Origin of the sequence: Psychrobacter okhotskensis, assembly GCF_013248965.1 — a bacterium.
Classification (GTDB): Bacteria; Pseudomonadota; Gammaproteobacteria; order Pseudomonadales; family Moraxellaceae; genus Psychrobacter; species Psychrobacter okhotskensis.
In genome coordinates this window covers 1-18,124 of record NZ_JABRVQ010000028.1, presented here as the reverse complement: position 1 = coordinate 18,124, position 18,124 = coordinate 1, and the positions used below count along the sequence as shown (strand labels likewise).

At 42.7% G+C, this 18,124-nt stretch carries 14 protein-coding genes; 8 read left to right on the top strand and 6 right to left on the bottom strand.

Translation table 11 applies throughout. The annotated features are described in order from the left end of the window. Positions 1–11: 11 nt before the first annotated feature. Positions 12–677, bottom strand: coding sequence for an acyltransferase (locus tag HQR03_RS12280; RefSeq protein ID WP_101210877.1), 666 nt, complete (start codon positions 675–677; stop codon positions 12–14). 222 nt (positions 678–899) lie between these two features. Between HQR03_RS12280 and HQR03_RS12275 the strand changes: the two genes are divergently transcribed. The 6 genes from HQR03_RS12275 (at position 900) to gspK (ending at position 6,012) form a co-directional block, all read left to right on the top strand. Next, positions 900–1,688 carry a TatD family hydrolase gene (locus tag HQR03_RS12275; RefSeq protein ID WP_173240344.1) on the top strand — a complete coding sequence of 263 codons (789 nt, stop codon included), beginning with the start codon at positions 900–902 and terminating at the stop codon, positions 1,686–1,688. Positions 1,689–1,921: 233 nt separating this feature from the next. Continuing rightward, positions 1,922–2,605 (top strand): TetR/AcrR family transcriptional regulator, encoded by a 684-nt coding sequence (locus HQR03_RS12270; RefSeq protein WP_025650823.1) that lies wholly within the window; start codon positions 1,922–1,924, stop codon positions 2,603–2,605. 204 nt (positions 2,606–2,809) lie between these two features. Then, positions 2,810–3,517, top strand: coding sequence for a prepilin-type N-terminal cleavage/methylation domain-containing protein (locus HQR03_RS12265; protein ID WP_101210876.1), 708 nt, complete (start codon positions 2,810–2,812; stop codon positions 3,515–3,517). Between the two features lie 3 nt (positions 3,518–3,520). Next, the gene (gspI, locus tag HQR03_RS12260; protein WP_101210875.1) at positions 3,521–4,036 is read left to right on the top strand and encodes a type II secretion system minor pseudopilin GspI; all 516 of its coding nucleotides are present in this window, start codon (positions 3,521–3,523) and stop codon (positions 4,034–4,036) included. Then, positions 4,033–4,908, top strand: a complete 876-nt coding sequence (gspJ, locus tag HQR03_RS12255) for a type II secretion system minor pseudopilin GspJ (protein ID WP_173240343.1) — start codon at positions 4,033–4,035, stop codon at positions 4,906–4,908. The genes gspI and gspJ overlap by 4 nt, the downstream gene beginning before the upstream one ends. An 18-nt stretch (positions 4,909–4,926) precedes the next feature. Next, positions 4,927–6,012 (top strand): type II secretion system minor pseudopilin GspK, encoded by a 1,086-nt coding sequence (gene gspK, locus HQR03_RS12250; protein WP_173240342.1) that lies wholly within the window; start codon positions 4,927–4,929, stop codon positions 6,010–6,012. A gap of 149 nt (positions 6,013–6,161) precedes the next feature. On the opposite strand, the gene HQR03_RS12245 is transcribed toward gspK, so the two are convergent. The 3 genes from HQR03_RS12245 to ychF all read right to left on the bottom strand — a co-directional run bounded on the left by HQR03_RS12245 (position 6,162) and on the right by ychF (position 9,650). Further along, positions 6,162–6,845, bottom strand: coding sequence for a TetR family transcriptional regulator (locus HQR03_RS12245; protein ID WP_173240341.1), 684 nt, complete (start codon positions 6,843–6,845; stop codon positions 6,162–6,164). Positions 6,846–6,962: 117 nt separating this feature from the next. Further along, the gene (locus HQR03_RS12240) at positions 6,963–8,384 is read right to left on the bottom strand and encodes a deoxyguanosinetriphosphate triphosphohydrolase (protein WP_173240340.1); all 1,422 of its coding nucleotides are present in this window, start codon (positions 8,382–8,384) and stop codon (positions 6,963–6,965) included. Between the two features lie 174 nt (positions 8,385–8,558). Continuing rightward, complete coding sequence (gene ychF, locus HQR03_RS12235; protein ID WP_025650816.1) at positions 8,559–9,650, bottom strand: redox-regulated ATPase YchF; 1,092 nt, start codon at positions 9,648–9,650, stop codon at positions 8,559–8,561. Positions 9,651–10,057: 407 nt separating this feature from the next. Here ychF and HQR03_RS12230 point away from each other — a divergent pair, with 407 nt between their 5' ends. Together HQR03_RS12230 and HQR03_RS12225 are read left to right on the top strand one after the other, a co-directional pair. Further along, entirely contained in the window at positions 10,058–12,238 is a 2,181-nt protein-coding gene (locus HQR03_RS12230; protein WP_173240339.1) for an ATP-dependent helicase, read from the top strand. A gap of 44 nt (positions 12,239–12,282) precedes the next feature. Next, entirely contained in the window at positions 12,283–13,239 is a 957-nt protein-coding gene (locus HQR03_RS12225; protein WP_101210870.1) for a WG repeat-containing protein, read from the top strand. Between the two features lie 118 nt (positions 13,240–13,357). Here HQR03_RS12225 and HQR03_RS12220 read toward each other — a convergent pair whose 3' ends face one another. Together HQR03_RS12220 and HQR03_RS12215 are read right to left on the bottom strand one after the other, a co-directional pair. Continuing rightward, a complete protein-coding gene (locus HQR03_RS12220; RefSeq protein ID WP_173240338.1) occupies positions 13,358–16,645 on the bottom strand; it encodes an AAA domain-containing protein in 3,288 nt (1,095 codons plus the stop codon). 19 nt (positions 16,646–16,664) lie between these two features. Beyond that, positions 16,665–17,981: a hypothetical protein gene (locus HQR03_RS12215; protein WP_173240337.1), complete on the bottom strand. Its 1,317-nt coding sequence runs from the start codon at positions 17,979–17,981 to the stop codon at positions 16,665–16,667. Positions 17,982–18,124 lie beyond the last annotated feature (143 nt).

Below are 18,124 nucleotides of genomic sequence, written 5' to 3'. Positions count from 1 at the left end.
ACCCTGAGTCTTTAACGCTCCCAGCGTACATTTTGGCGAATGATTTTTGCAGGCGCGCCCGCCACCATACAATTTGGTGTGGTCACTGGTTTATTGACAAATGCACCGGCTGCAATGATACAACCGCTAGCGATAGTAACGTTTTTAGAGACAGTTACATTGGCAGCAATCCAAATATGATCGCCCAAAATGACGTTAGAGTGAGCAGGATTTAACCTCTTATTAGAGTCTATATCGTAAACCTTGTGGACGTCAGTCGCTCGAATTTCAATACCGCGCGATATCATGCAAGATTTACCAATAGTCACACTTTTATCACGTGCCAGAATATAGCAGTCGATGGCGGTAGTATGCTCACCGATATAAATATGCAAATGGTTGCCAACGATCAATAATTGCCCTGAGAACTTAACTTTTTCTCCAATCGTGACTTGATTGTGACTGCCGTTAATGTCGATTTTTAACTGATTAAATTTGCCGCCCTTACCGATAGTGATGTGATTGCCATGACCTTTACGAATGGTAATGGCTGAATTGCCAATGATGCGTACGTCTTTAGCAATCTTGATATGATTGTTGTGCCCTTTGTCTTGTAACAAAAACCGCTTTTTGTATAGTTGTTTGGGTAATAGGGTTTTTATAATGGGGGAGAGGCTGATGGTTTTTTTATGGTTCATAATAAAGGGCTTATGAAGAGTGAGTAGATGACGCAATGTTTTTGCTAACAAACCGCTTTGATGACGCAATGTTTTTGCTAACAAACCGCTTTTATGATTTATTAACTATCTGATAGTGTATCGTTAAACCTTACTTGAAAACAGCTCGCTTTAGAGCAATAAATAACCCTATTCATTTAACGTTTCAAACCTAATTTTTCTATTTTATTAACGAGATTGTTTATGTTTACTGATAGCCACTGCCATCTTAACCGTTTGGATTTGACCAAGTACGATGGTCAATTATCCGGCGCGATTGCTGCCATGAAAGAAGCCAATGTCACCCGAGCGATGGCCATTATGTGTGATTTTGCTGAATATGATGAAATTGCTAAAATCGTCAGCACTTATGGTGATGAAACGTTAAATCTCGGCATGAGCGTCGGTATCCACCCTTGTGAAGATATCAGCGTATTACAATCAGCGACGGTCGAACGTCTGATAGAAACTGCCGATGCCGAGCATGTGTGGGCCATAGGGGAGACGGGGTTAGATTATTATTGGTCGACGGAGAACAAAAAAGAGCAGCAAGCCAGCCTTGCGCGCCATATTCATGCCAGCCAAAGCTTGAAAAAACCACTGGTCATACACATGCGTGATGCCAAAGAAGATACCATTGATATCCTAAAGGCGGAAGGGGCGGAACACGGCATTATTCATTGCTTTACCGAAGATTGGGAGACCGCGAAGCAGGCGCTAGACTTAGGGTTTTATATCTCATTTTCGGGTATTGTTAGCTTTAAAAGCGCGCAAAATATCAAAGATGCAGCAAAAAATATGCCTAGAGACCGATTGCTTATCGAAACCGACAGTCCTTATTTAGCGCCTGTTCCTAAACGTGGTAGACCTAATGAGCCCGCTTATGTACCTTACGTTGCCAGTTGTCTGGCGGAGATGTATGGCTGTAGTAGCGGTGACGTTGGTGCAATGACTGCAAAAAACTTTGAAAATTTACTGGCACAGTATCATTAAAATGGTTATGCTATGACCACTCAGTCATTTATTAGATAGTGTTATTGCTTTACGTTATTTTTAGTTATTATCTCAAACGTAAGCATATGATTATCAATGACTATTTAGCAAACATAAGCATATTCCCCTTGGTAGTCTTCGAGCAGACTTTGTATAGCCTCATACTCTTGTTGCCGACGCACTAATCTATACGATGGTCATATGCTTAATCTTGTCAGGTTTTAGGAGAGATTATGAGTCGTCAGCATCAGTTCAAGGCACGAGAAGAGAATATCTTAGCGATGGCAGAGCAACTGTTACTTGAGTCAGGCGATGGTGATATCACTTTAGACAGTTTGGCAGACCAGCTTGATTTGGCTAAAGGCACCTTATATAAGCATTTCTCCAGTAAAGATGAGCTTTACTTGCGTATTATTATTCGTTATGAAGAGCAGCTGTTTGAGATCAATCGAATTGATGACTGCCCATCGGCTGGTGTGGCCCGTATGATTTTTCAGCAATTATTCAATCCACAAAAAGCCATGCTCCTCAATCAAATCGAAGAGCGTTTGGCAGCATCAGTGACAGGTCTCAATCGCTTGTTTGGTGAGTTGTACGATATTCGCCGTCAGCGTATGAAGCGTTTGATTGATATTATCAGTGCGTATTTACAGGAGCAGCACAGCAATTTAAGTACGCGTGATTACTTGTCCTCGATTTGGGCGATGGGTCAGGGCGGCGCAGGATTATTGAACTCAAGTTTTTATCAGCGCTACTTGGGTCGCCGTGATACCTTGCGTTATGCTTTCGTTCAGCAAATGCTCGAGTTGCCTAGCCATTATCCTGCCGACGATGATGAGGTGATGGATGAGGATATGCAAGAGCTGGTGGAGCAGATCGATACTGAGTCCGAAGAGCATCGTAATACCAATTACTAGCTTGTTATTATGTTTTGAACATAAGCAGCTATTCTTTTATAAAAATCTGTGTTGTTATATTCTGTATGGCAGCACGTTAAATTTATTTTTTAATATGTGTACAGATTTATAGTTTTTATAACTCGTCACGTCTTTCGTCTTGTTTATACCATTCAATATAGCGTTATTTTTTAGTAGGATGACGCCATTCTAGATGACTTCTGTATGTCAAAACCGACTTCCTCGATATCTTCAATACCAGCTCTTCACGCGCCTAGGCATATCGGGCAAGCGGGCTTTACCCTTGTCGAAATTGTAGTGGTTGTGGTCATTCTGTCTATTTTTGCTGGCATGATGAGCTTATCAGTTGGTAGTAGTGAGTCTCGAAAAAACCGTGCCTTTTATGAACACCTTACCGATTCGCTGAGCTACGTTAGGCTATTATCCGCTGAGCGTATGCAGCCGATGGGCTTAAGCTTACAAGCGGATAAACAAGGTCAAGTAAACCCCGTTATTGTCACTTTATCAAATCCTTATATTGCCTATCAAACGGCTGAAGCCGCTTCAGATCGTACGGACAGTCGTGCTAAAAATGCCATGGAGTTGTCTACCGATTTGTCTGGGATGTCAGGTGTGAATGGGGACGTAGCAACGCCAAGTTGGGAGATTGAACCCGAAGTTACCTTACCTGAACTGCCTGCTGGAGTGAGTTTGAGTGTGCAAAGCTTAGATGCTGGTAACGCTGCTGCAAATGCTGGGCAGACTCAAACGCTACAACCTTGGTTTACCGATCAAACGGTACCGCAAATATTATGGTTTGGTACTGGGCAAGCGACACCGGTAACGATTGAAGTGCGTCATGAATCGCGCTTGGTGGGTGAGGTGATTACCATCATGCCTGATGGTAGTATGTCGCTAGGACAAGGACTGTAATGGATGATTAAATTACCTAATTCGCCTGTTAGTTCTGTTAATAAAGCCAGCAAAGCCATTTCATCTGAATCATCAGAAAAGTCATCGTTGAAATCGATACGCGAAAGCGGTTTTACCCTGATTGAAGTGATGGTCGCCTTAGCGATTTTAGCCGTCGTCGCTGTCGCTGCTAGCCGTGCCAGCAGTGCGTATCTCAGCTCGGTTGATGTGTTGCGTACCCGTACGCTGGCTCATTTCGTTGCCCAAAACGCGGCTGCCGATTTACAAATCCAAGAGACATGGCTAACCGCCAATCGCAGCCAAACGCTTAATGCGCAAGGTCGGGATTGGCAGGTGATGATGACAGTCGGCGATACCATTAGCCCCGCCTTAAAGCAGGTGACTATCGCTGTCGCACCTATTATCGATGGACAGACAGGCAGCACAGTGACCGATATTAAGGTGGTCTTGAGTAATCCAGAACAGGATATGGGTAGCCTTGATTTGGCGAGCCCAAATTCAAGTGGAGGCAGCCTGTGAGGCAGCAGCGTGGCTTTACCCTACTTGAGCTGATGGTCGCCATGGCAATATTTGCGATGCTGGCAGTGGCGGGTTGGCAAGTGTTTGATAGCGTGAACCGCGCCCGTGAGCGTGCGCAATTTCATGCTGATAATTTGGCTGTCTTGCAATATACCTATCTACAACTACAGCAAGACATAGGACAAATCATTCCTTACCAAGCACCCAGTACGCCCAGTACGCGAGATATCAGTGTCTCAACGAACACTACTAACAGTGACAGCACTCAAGCCAATATTATAGAGTCTGAGCCTTTTATGAGCTTAGATGGCGAGCATATTAGATTTGTACGCTTCGCAGATCCTGATCCACGCTACCAAAGTAGTGCCAGTGTGCAGCACATTGAATATATTTTTGCCGATGAGCGCTTAATTCGCCGTCAATATACCAGTCTTGCCGCTGGAGATGATAGCGTTAGCTTGGATAGCGTACTGCTAGAAGGGGTGACCGCAGCACGCTGGCAGGCCTATTTACCAGAAATTGCGACCAAATTTCCTGACGAAAACAGCAGTAGCAATAACAACAATACGACTAGAGCCTTTGGGCAGACGGCTGATACAGCGAATAGCCAAGCTGAGGTGCAATTATTGCCAAAAGGTATTGCCGTTAGCTTTACGTATCAAGATATGCCTATCACGTGGCAGTGGGCACTTGCCCCGCAGCCGTCTCCACGTGGTAGTATGCAAAATGCACCAAATAGCAAGAGCGATAACAGCAACAATAATGGCAGTAATGAGGGCAACAGTAATAATACTAATGGTAGCGATACTGCGAACGCTGGTGTGGGAAATGCTAATTTACAAGGTATTGACAATGTGCCATTGGCTCAATAATAGAGGCCGTTTATGTCCATGACAGCACATTCTCAGCGCGGGGTAGCACTGCTGACTATCCTGCTATTGGTGGTCAGTATTACGGTGGTCGCTGGGGCAATGCTTGCTAGTCAAAAGATTGCCATCAGGCGTAGTGGATTGTTGTTTGATCAAGATCAACTACTACAAGACATTGACGCCGGTCAGCAATTGGCAGTGACCTTGATTCGCGCTGATAATAAGCTAAACGATACGGACAGCGAGCAAGATATTTGGGCGCAGCCGATACCACCCTATGCTCTAGATAATCACAGCATCAACATCGAATTGCGCGACGAAGCCAGTCGTTTTAATATTAATAACTTATATCAAAATGGTGCGGTTAATACCGCTGCGTTAATGGTCTTTCAAAGACTCTTAACACAATTAAATCTAGAGCCTGATATCGCCATTGCGGTACTGGACTATCAAGATGCAGATGGTGAGGTCTATCAAGATGGCGGTGATGAGAGCGTGGTATATTCGCAGCAGCGCAGCGGGGCAGTAGAGGGGATATTACCAAACCAGCCATTTATTAGCATCGATCAGTTACAAGACGTTCGAGGAGTCAGCGCTGAAGTGTTAGCAGCACTGCGCCCTTACCTTAGCGCCGTTCCTTATTATGTGCCTATCAATGTCAATACTGCCAGTCCTGAACTGCTGGCGTCTCTGATGGACGGTGTGACTAGCGAGCAGATGCGTGGGTTGACCGAGATGAGGCGCAAGCAAGTATTGCCATCTATCGATGAATTGTGGCAATTGCCAATATTGGGCGGTTTGAATGAAGAGCAGCGGGCAGCACTAACGCCACTGTTAGCCGTTGATAGTCAGGCTTTTACGGCGCTTATCACGGCAACAGACAGTGCCAATACAGGTCAAACAAAGCAACGTTTTGCAACCGTCTTGATTAGCAAAACCACCACTGATGATGGTGAGGCTAAAAACAGTAGCGATGCTAATAACAATACTAGTAACAATGATAATGGCAATGATGCCAACAGTATAGGCAATGACAATAAGAGCAAAAAAGCGAAGTCAATTAAAGTTATTACGCAGCGTCTGTGGGCATTTCGGCCGAGTTTTTAGCTAGGGTCTGTTTAACATTTAAATATGGTACTGGCAGTAGCTATTTTTTAGACAATACGCAGTGAAATTTTTGACGGCAATTTATCTCATTTTTATGACTATTTTTGCAATGAAGACACGGCCTAGCACTCAAAGGTTGCATAGATTGCTTAATCGTCGCTCAAACGAGTTTCTTCGGTAGACTTCCAATTGTATGCGCCGTAAAACAACATTTGAGCCTGACGGGTACAGTTGTGCAGCATCAGTTGTTTTTTATCTTCAATCTCTTGCAAATCTGCTTCATCATCATGAACCTCAGAATAAGTCAGCTCTAACCAATCTATAATCCAAGAGAAAAACATATTAATTCCTGCCTCTGACAATAAGCGGCGGTCATAATCATTGATGTGAGCAAATGCAGGCTGTAGCGCTAAGTCTTCACCCAAAATTTTGCTGTGCATCTTTATGAGCTCACTAATCGATTTGCGCACGGCTTCTGAGCCACCGAAACGCTCGCTGACTAAGAATTGCCAATAACAAGGCTGCTCACTCACGGTTTGCAAAAATAGTTGAATACTTTTTGCGATCTGTCTCTCAAAGCTACGTTTGCGCCCAATCTGCAAACCATCGCGTAAGATGGCTAAAGTACCGCCAAGCTCTTCGACGACTAATGCCCGACCTAGTGACTCCATATCATCGAAATGCCGATAAAATGCCGTCGGTACGACACCAACCTCGCGTGTCACCTGCCTGAGACTGATGGAGCTAAAAGACTGCCCTGTCATACAGAGATCGAGCACCGCATTAAAAAAGGCGTGCCGAGTTTGAAGTTTCTTTTGTTCGCGACTACTCATAATATTTCAAAATTATCCAATAGAGGTTTATCATACTCATTTCAGCGCAAGAATACGACTGAAATAGGCAATGAGTGTAAATTTACTAGACCTGCACTGGTCTTTTAAACCCTTAGTCTAAACCATTGTGCCCCAGTGACCTTGTAGTTCCTGCGCCAATCTATACGCCTCATGATCATTCATGCCAGTAATAAAGTCCAATATATTTAAAATATTGTGATAGATATTATCTGATAATACCCGTTGATGCTCGTCGAGATACGGTTGTAGCAGTTTTTGTAGGCGCTGCTGCTCAAAGGATATTGGCGCAGTTTTTGCGTTTGTCCAAGCCAATGGGATAAAGGCATCTAATAGACGATGCAAGCATTGGTTCGCCATCAATTCCATTCGCACTTTGCTTGGGTGATTGAATATTTGCTCACGGGCCAATTGTTTGGCTCGATTAATACCATTTTGCACATTTGTATCACAATGTGCAAATAGACTGCCATTGAGTGTTCCGGCTAGCAGCGACTCACTATTAGCAACAAAAGCATCGGTGACAGTATTGACCAAGCGCATCATCGCGCGCGCTCGTAGTGATGCTAGGCTTTGCCTAACAGACATGTGTGCTGGCAGACTAATATTGCTCGGCCGCTCACCAATCAATTCATAAAATATGGTGGCGACATCGCTATAGGTTAGCATATTGAGATTGATGCCATCCTCCAAATCTATCAGTGCGTAGCAGATATCATCGGCTGCTTCTAGCAAATAGGCCAGTGGATGGCGGGCAAAACCATCGTGTTGCTGCGAGCGCGATAGACCCAAACAGGCTGCCAATTCTTCTAACTGAGAGGCTTCACTATAAAAGCAGCCAAATTTTTGTACATTGGTGAGCGAATTACTTGGGGAAGTGCTTTCAGAAACATGATTGCTATGCGTCGCTAGCCAAGGGTATTTCATAAAGGCACCCAACGTCGCGCAAGTGAGGCGCATACCGCCCTTATCAGGATGATGCTCATTACGGGCGAGTAGCCGGAATCCTTGCGCATTGCCTTCGTAGGCCAGTAAGTCCAATTGCTCATTATTACTCAGATTTTGTAAAATAGCCTGACGGTCAGGATGCATAAACCAATCGCGAATGGCGTATTCTCCTGCATGACCAAAAGGCGGATTACCAATATCATGAGCGAGGCAGGCTGCTTGAACAATGACTCCGACATCGGCTGGCGAGACGCCTACTGGTAGACCGCTGGCTGATTTATCATGCAGTTTTTCTGCTGCCATCATTCCTAATGAGCGTCCGATACAAGAGACTTCAAGCGAATGGGTTAGACGAGTATGAATGCCCAACTGATTTGTCAATGGATGGACTTGGGTTTTTTGATTGAGCTGCCTAAAGGAGTGCGAAAATACCAGTCGGTCATAGTCTTTATGAAAGGATGAGCGCGCGCTGTCTTGTGCAGGTGCTTTTTTATAGCTGCCCAGCCGCTGCGCGCTAAATAATTGCGCCCAACGCGCACTACCATTAAGCGATTGATTCATATGAGCCGTCATAGTTTATAATCCGTTATTTTTATCATTATTTTAATAATTGCTTTCAGTTTATTTGCTGCTTTTTGAAGGTAACAGACGTTATTATAATAAAAAAAGCCAGCACAAAGGCTGACTTTTGGTTGTTCTCTACTAAGACTGTGTAAACACGCAATTCGCTTTGTTAAACTTTGAACGTTAAACGTTAAAGCGGAAATGCATGACATCGCCATCTTGCACGATATAGGTTTTGCCTTCAAGACGTGATTTACCAGCGGCCGCTGCGCCTTTTTCACCGTTATATTCGATGAAGTCATCATAAGCAATGACTTCGGCACGAATAAAGCCGCGCTCAAAATCGGTATGAATAACGCCAGCGGCTTGCGGAGCAGTAGCACCAATCTCCACAGTCCAAGCGCGAACTTCTTTCACGCCAGCGGTGAAGTAAGTCTGCATATCGAGCAGGTCATAACCGCCACGAATGACTTGATCAAGGCCAGCTTCTTCCATATCCATCTCAGCTAGGAAGTCTTTTTTATCATCTTCATCAAGCTGGGCAATTTCAGATTCGATTTGGTTGCATAGCGCAATAACGATGGAATCTTCGCCAGTCGCGTAGTTGCGTACTGCATCTAGATAAGGATTGTTTTCAAAACCATCCTCAGAGACGTTAGCGATATACATGGTTGGTTTTAGGGTAATCAAACCATAGCTTCTGATGAGTTTTTTCTCATCCGCGTCAAGATTGGCCGCGCGAGCCGCTTTCCCTTCTGCTAGCAAAGGTTCAACCTTTTTGAATATATCAAGTAGGGCCTGCGCGTCTTTATCACCGCCTTTAGCCTTTTTAGTCTGGTTGTGAATGGCACGTTCCACTGCTTCTAAATCCGCCAAAGCTAATTCAGTATTGATGGTTTCGATGTCATCAATAGGGCTGACGCGACCATCGACGTGGACGACGTTGTCATCATCAAAGCAGCGTACTACGTGCGCAATCGCATCGGTCTCACGAATGTTGGCTAGGAACTGGTTACCCATGCCTTCGCCTTTTGACGCGCCTGCAACTAGACCCGCGATATCCACAAACTCCATCGTCGTCGGTAGTACGCGTTCAGGATTGACGATGTCAGCCAATTTCTTTAGGCGTGGGTCTGGTACTGGCACGATACCCGTGTTGGGATCTTTGGTACAAAACGGAAAGTTTTCAGCGGCGATACCCGCTTTGGTCAAGGCGTTAAACAAGGTAGATTTACCCACGTTTGGTAGGCCGACGATGCCGCAATTAAAACCCATAACATGCTCTCAATATATGAATAAAATCAGTTGGTACTTAGTCAATATAAGACTTGGTAGTGAGTCATTATAAAACTGAGTTAAATAGTAAATCAAAATTGGGCATATTGTAGCAAATTTACCGGAATAGGGGTGAGGTTGTTGTGCGCTATACTGAGATTTTGTCCGAGTCTTTCAGAGTCATCGCCAACAATTTTGCTGTTTTATCAATTATGGTAAGCTGTACTATAAAATAATAATTTAGCTGACAAGCGCATTGAAGGGTGAGTACCTATAACTCGCTAAACTTTACTAACAATCTTAACTATTAACACTAAAATCCCTTAGCTACATCTCTGCACTGCTGCGTATTAGGTGCTTTATACAGATAAAAGCGGCTAACATAAAATGAAAGGCAAATTCCTATAATGACATCCACTATTTTTGACACGCACCGCTATCACTATCCGCAGAACTTTATGGAGATTAAGCCTAAACTTGCGCGTCTTGAAAAAGCGATTAAAAAGCTAGAGGCAAATCTAATCGACGCCGACGATGCTGCCAATGTTGCGCTGCTGAAGCAAAGGTTAAATAGTGATTTAGGCTTAAAAGTAGATTACGCCAGTGAGCTCAATCCTGACCAATTGCTGGCAGCTACTACTATCGATGGCAAGGTATTGGTCATCGCCGGTGCTGGCTCTGGTAAGACCAAAACATTGACGTATCGTACCAGTTATCTATTAGAGAACGGTGTACCTCCTAAGCAAATATTGCTACTGACCTTTACTCGAAAAGCCGCCAATGAGATTAAGAGTCGCGCAAAAACCTTGCTTACTAACACTTTATCGGACAAAGAGTTGTCCGAGGACATCTTGCCGACCAGCAAAGTGCTAAACGATATAACCAGTGGCACTTTTCACTCGTTTTGTAATAGGCTGCTGCGTCAATATTCAGGGCTACTAGGTATCAATCCGCGCTTTACCATTCTAGATACAGGGGATGCGGAAGACGCGATTGACTTGATTTATAAAGAAAAAAAGTATCCTGCCCAAACTAAGAAACAAGCTTTTCCACGCAAGAAGACCTTACAAAATATCTTTTCAACCTCTAGGAATCGCCGCATTCCTATTCGTAATTTGATCGAAGATAATTATCCTGATATCGCTATTCATATTCCCATTATCGAGCAGTTGGCTGTCGACTTTCACGAGTATAAACGCGCCAATCATCTCTATGATTTTGATGATATTATTAGTCAAGTAGTGCGTCATCTAAAGTCCAACAACAAATTCCGTCAGCTGCTACAAGAAAACTATCGCTATATTATGGTTGATGAATATCAAGATACCAATATTCCGCAAAAGCAACTGATAGATTTGATTTGTGAGCCTAAGTCAGTATCGCTGATGGTGGTCGGGGATGACAACCAAAGTATTTATGCTTTTCGCGGCGCAAATTACGAGAATATTTTACTCTTCGGTGAGACCTATCCAGAAGCGAGCCTGATTAAACTTGAGCAAAACTATCGCAGTACACCGGCTGTTTTAAATTATATCAATGCCTTATCCGCACAAATCACCTTGGGGTATCAAAAACAGCTGTATTCAAACGCGAGCATAACGGGCGAAAAACCGATATTTAGCCGCCTGAGTGATGAAACGAAAGAAGCTAAGTATATAGCCGATAAGATTATTGAGCACAAGACAGACTACGATTACAATGATTTTGCGGTACTGTGCCGCACATCTTTTCAGTCCAATTATGTGCAATTAGAATTTATGGAGCGTCATATTCCATTTATCGTGGTAGGGGGTATTAAGTTCATTGAGCGCCGCCATATCAAAGATATCTTAGCCTTTACTAAAATTCTTTATAACCCCAATGACACCATTGCTTGGCATCGAATTTTGACCTTGTTCCAAGGAGTTGGGGTAGTCACTGCGACTCGCCTTACTCAAGCTATTAATAGCGATAACAATTCATTTGAGCCATTATTATTACCGAAATTTAGCAAAAAGAGTCCGCAGTTAGAATCGCTTCATACGACCATGACTAAAGCGCAACAAGCGGAGTCGGTTGAGACTATTATTGAGCTGGTACTTGATTTTTACATTCCTATCCTAAAGACGATTGAAGAGAATTGGCGTGAACGCAGCGAGGACTTTCGGGTACTCAAAAATTTGGCAACAGAGCATACTAGCCTTGATAACTTCTTAGAAAATCTGGCATTAGATCCACCTAATGATTCAGTGGCAGCCATGGATAAACCCGAGGACAATGAAAAAGACAAAGTCACCATCTCGACCATTCATAGTGCTAAAGGGCTAGAGTGGCCAGTGGTGTTTGTCAATTCACTCGTTGATGGGATGACACCGCATCATCGCTCGTTAGATGACTTTGAGGAGTTAGAAGAGGAGCGAAAATTATTCTATGTCGCCTGTAGCCGCGCTAAGACCAGACTGTATCTTACCGCGCCTGACTACTTTGCCAGTTATTCAGGCTATTTCGATCAGCCTTCACGGTTTATCGCTGAGCTGTCTGCCGATGAGGTCACCGTCGAAGCTTCTAAACAGGTGAGAGAGGAGAATGATGATCCAGTGTGGTGGTAGTGTTCGATTAAATTCACGGTAATAGTATTTCGAGGTATTAGGTTTTGTATAAGCAAATAGCTAAAGCTTTATTAGTCCCAATTATTGCTTCAATAAGTAGTTTGCCTGCTTTAGCTGCTGAGGACTGTATGCCGCCGAAGAGTAACTATAGAAATATTCAATGTACTGATAATACGCATCTATTTGTTGCCTATGATGACAATTATCGCCCACAAGCGTTACTCAATATAAAAGGTAAAGTAACAGCTAGTCTCAAAGATTTTGATAAAGTTGAGGCGTGGTTGTACAGCGATGGATTTTTTCCTGTTTTAAAAAACGATCAAGTCGGCTATATCAACGAACAAGGTAAACTGGTTGTACCTACTATTTACGACAACTTAATAGATCCTAATGATAAATATAATGAGGTTTGGGCAAACCCTGTTTATCAAGGTAAAATTGTCGTTGTAAAAGATGGTGCATATGGTGTCATCGATACTAACAATAAAGTTATTCTCAGTTTTGAAAATAACTACGCCATGATGGATTCTTTTAGCAATGATAGGGCTCCTGTTTATGACTTTAATACGGAGTTATGGGGTCTTATAGACACTAACGGTAAAGAAGTTGTTGCCCCGCAATACGACGGTCTGGATGGTCATTTGGGTGGGCACTATGGTTTTAATGAAGGTCTGCTCGGTGTAATTAAAGATGATAAATGGGGATTTGTTACCAAGACGGGAGCTGTTGCTGTCCCTTTCATTTATGATGAAATAAGACCTTTTAGTGAGCAGCTCGCTGGCGTGCGTAAAGGTAATCGTTGGGGCTTCATAGATGGTGCCAATAGAACTGTCATTCCTTTCAAGTTCTCGGACGATAAAGTACAGAGGATGAGCGTTACTTCTTTTGGTGCAACGTATTTCAATTTTAATAATGGTACAGCGCAGATAGAAGAGAAAAGTGATGGTACGTCTGTCTGTATTAATAAGCTAGGTAAAATAGTGGCTTGTAGTGAATGGTGATTCTTTAAGTTTAAGTATAGTTAAGAACAGAAAAATCCGTGCTTTGATAAAAGACGGATTTTTCTTAAGATAATTATGATAGTCGCTATGAACTGAGTATCTAGCAGGCTATAAATGTTTAGGTCTCGGCTTCAATATCGATCTGTGGTGCATCAACAGTCGTGACGATTCTAGATTCAACATACGAGCTGCTATATGCCGTGTCGGTAGTGATTGGATAAATCTCTAAACGTTCTAATTCTGCTAATAAATCTTGGACGACTTCACTTTTACGAGTGACAAAAGTGGATGCAAAGCAGCGCCAGAATTTCCAGCCAGCACGCTCCAAAATACGCTGACGTTGCATATCGCTGTCCCATTTGTCAGGCCCATGATATCTATCGCCATCACATTCAATGGCTAGGCTATTGTCATTTTCACCTTCTACTACCATATCGATTCGGTATGCACCTGCTTTCACCTGTGGGGTGACTCGATAGCCTCTCTCAACCAAAAGGTCAAAGACTTCTGTTTCAAAGGGAGACTCACATTTCTCACGCAAATCAGAAACTTCTGCTTCATCTTGCATGAATGGTCCTTGAAAGTGTTTAATAAGCGCTGATCGGTAGTGATCGGCTTGGCTTAGCTCATCCAACTCAATACTGCGCACCAAATACATTCTATCGCGCGCTCTTGAGGCCGCGACATTCATTCGCTGGGCGAAGGTATCTCTCGTTTGTGCATGGGCAGCTCCGGGTGCCACTACCAATGACAAAAACATGATATCGCGCTCTTTACCTTGAAAGGTTCTGGCATCACCGCAAGCAATATCAAAAGCAGTCATTACTGCTTCATCCAATTCTTTATTGAGTATCTCCATAATATTATGTGCTTGCTTGTTGCCTAGCAATGAGACCACACCGATGGTTTTACCTTTGTAAGCTGGGTCAGAGACGAGGGTTTTGATCTCATCGACGATAAATCTGACTTCTGAAGGATTAATATCAGAGCCTTTAAGACGATAGCCATCGGTGACATAAATATCAACCAATGGAGGATCCAAGCGCTCTGAGGGTTTGGCTTTACGCAAAGGTATCAGCTCATGGTTGTAAAACTCACGTTTAGAGAACTCAATGATAGGTGCCACACTGCGAAAATGTTCTTTTAGCATCACACTGCTATCTGCAAAAACGACTTTGAATAAATCGTAGATTGAACGATCAGGTGACATTTGTGAGCGATAGACAGGGACTTGATTACTCAGATATTGTGCCATCAAATTACGAATCTTTCCGATGTCGAGCCCCACGCCTTCTGGCGATACTTGCTTATCGTCACCAACGATTAACACTTTTTTGGCTCTCATGATGGCTGGCAACGCCGTTAAATCAGACTGAGAGGCTTCATCGATGATAACCAAGTCAAAACTGCCAAACTCTGCTGGCAGGGATTCAGAAATACGATAATGCGGCATAATCCAACATGGGATAGCCGCACTTGCTCCCGCAGAGGCTTCGCGGGCTTCACGGCGGTAATAATGCGCTCCTTTGCCTGTTCCTTTACCGATACGCATAATGGCAGAGCGATATTTTTCTAAAGACGCTCTCACGTTTGGCGTCGCATTTTCTGCGACCTTTAGCCAGGCTCTTTTGGTGATGGCTTCTTGATAGAGTCTTGCAAGATTTACTTCTAAATTGCCACGAGTTTTGGCAAGTTGAACCAACTCTTTGCGACCATCGATGCTGTTTATAAAGTTGGTCAATCTAGCAATTCGCCAAATCTGCTGCCAGTTATCAGGCAGTAAGTCATCAGATGACAGTTTATCAGGTGACAACGTATCAAATGACAACGTATCTTGAGAATTAAGACAAGGCTCATGGCGCAATTGATTTGCCCAAAGTGGCGCACCACTGTCGTCGATAAGCTGAGTAACGGCAGTGACCGTCTGTAAGTCTGTTGCAAGATTATTTACTCGTTGTAGTTCATTCAACAAGTCTTTCCACGTCGTCTCTAACATCTCATCTGACAATATTTGACTACCGATTTGCTGATTTAAAAAGAGCGTTATTTTTTCACTAATAAAGCCATTACAGTTAGTAAGCTTATTCAGTAAATTTTCTTTTAGCGTGAGACTTTCTGCCAATTTATGTCTCTTTAAGTGTTTTTTAAGAACGCCCTCAATCTCAACTAAAACATCTTTATTATAAGGTGCAGTAGAAATGATATCCCAGCCCAAGAAAATAGCATGTAACGCTTGTCTAATAATGTGTTGTAGGTTGTTGCTACCGACAATGTCTTCATATAAATGAACGGCTGAATTCAAATTAGATAAGTTATCAGGTGCTACGTCGAATATTGGTAAAGACAAGTCATTTGATAATGCATTCCAACGAATAATTAGCGCCTGAGATTTTTTTCTAAAGTCTATATAGCTAGATATATATTGCCAGTCTTCTACAGTTGAGGGTTGCGAAGAGACAATCGTGATAGCTTCAAGGATTTTCTTCTCAGCAGACTTACCAAAAATCCCAGCGATACCAAATGGTTTCTTGCCTTCGGATAAGTTTTTGACCGCGTCAACAAGCTCTGGATTTTTATCAAAACCATCAGCCATCGTGATAGGTTTGGTTAAATAAATGGTTCTCTCATTAAAAAGCGACTTAATCTCATCGTTGAGTAGAGTTAGATGAGCGATGATGTCTTGCTTAGTCTCATCAGCTAAGCTCTGCTGAATATGAGTCGTCCAATCCTGCCCAGCCACTGCAATCTTTTGAAGAAGATCAATTAAACGAGAGGTATTAGAAGCAGCATCGTGAGCCATGCTGATAGTGCTATCGTTTTCGTTTGCTAAGCTTGGTAGCGCTCCTTGCTTTTCAGCCTCCTGCGACTCATTGAGATAACTCAAATCCTTGTGCAGTTGTTTTATGGTATTGATAGAAGGGAAGTCTGCAACAGCAGGTGTTTTTTTATCAAGATAATCCAAATCGCTTCCGAGCTTTATTCTTGCTTTTTTTAGCTCAGTTATATCAGTATGAGTAAATCTAGGCTTAAATGTCTCTTCTATGCCTAATGTATCTAGAAAGCTTTCGATAAGCTGCCTGTTTTGAGCAACCTCAGTCCCTGCATCTATGGGCTTGATGGTTTCGCTATCTATAACGATATCATCAAGATTTAACCGCGCCCAAGCCGTAATCTTATTGTCAGTACTGGCCAGTTGCGCATGAATGGTATCGATTTGGTTATCAAGCATGACGATATCTTTTTTGTAGGCATCTCGATTGATACTAGATACTTCACTTGATATTTTTTTAATCGTATATTCGAACTGTTTTAAACCCTCATTTTCACTGGTCAGTAGACTAACCGCTAGCGGGCGAATGGATTCAGGCAGTTTTTCTTGCAGCACCTTTAATGCAGGATCTTTCATCGACGTGACTAACACGCGTTTACCCAGCGCTAAATAATGACAAATAACGTTGGCAATAATGCGTCTTGCCTGTACCAGGAGGGCCTTGAACGACAACGCCGTCATGGACATTTAGTTGCTGTACGATTTGTACTTGTTCGTCATTGAATGCTTTAGGAAAATATAGCTCAGCTGGCGTGCCTGTATAATTTTCACTGCCGCTGACCATAGATAGACCACGATAAGCGGGTAGTATGATTTCTTTATTTTCTGTAGCAGGCTCGGTCAACATTGCTATAAGAGCATTTGGTAAAGGAAGGTCATCGCTATTTTCAAGCTGAATGGCGAATTTATCTAAATCTTGCAAAAATATATTATTGCTTCTAGGGCGCGCCATAATGACCCATGTATCAGTGACGATAAGGTGATTTTGCGCCTTAGGTATTTTTCGTTCATCTGTAATGGTATGGTCAGGCCAATAAACGCCGGAAGCATCAAGCAAGGTCACTGCTGATTTCAAAATAGGCTCATAGCTACTTGGCAAGAACGGATTTAATAAAACATCCTCTGCTTCATAAAACGCTTTACTGTCTTTTAATAGACTGGCCAAACCTTGGTTCTCATCCATAGAGAAAGGTTCAGTCTCAAGCGTAGAAGGAGAGGGGTTGGGCTTTATAAGTAGAGCCATTGTCTTTTGATCTAATACAATTTCTACAGATTGTATTAGTAATGGATACTTGATTTGCTCGCTATTCTGTCCATTATCAGTATTTTTTCTTACAGCAACACCGACACCCCAAACCAGCTCAAGCGATTCATCAGCTAGGTTGCCTTGTAGAATTTGATTGAGCTTAAATAACTTTGCATATAGAGCAATACTTTGGCGTACAAGCTTCTCTTGCACTAGCCAAGGCTTCCAAATGTTTTTGAGATAATCATTAAATTCATCTTGTAAAGATTCTCTTTCAGAAAAATCTTTTAAATGAACTTCTTTTTCTGATAATTCTACTTCTACTTCTAATTCTAATGTCTCATCCTGATAGTTATCCTCGACTTCAAACGGGGTGAATGCTTCTTCATAAGCGATAACACCATCATCTATTAAGTTTTTTACATAGATTTTTTCTTTCAATAAAGGCTGATCGCCAAATTTTATTGGAAATGTTAACCAATGTGCTAATAGTGAGCTGTTGGGTTTAGGTGCTGAGTTTTCACGCAATCGCTCTAAACGAAGCCAAACGTCATCGGAGGTATCGTCGGTGATGTTCAGATTGATACCTGGCAAGCCTATCGTTTGTTCTTCAGTACAAGTGAAATCACTGTGTTTAGCAAAATCTTGAGTAGGCGCTTTTTTCATTAAAGCACATTGTTTAATGAATTCAATTTGAGGGGAGTTTCCCAAACTTTGTGTAACTGCTTATAATCCACTAACCGGAGAATAAGCAATGACTACTCAATCTGACATTAAAAAACTGGCCGAGCAAATGGCTGGTAGCATGA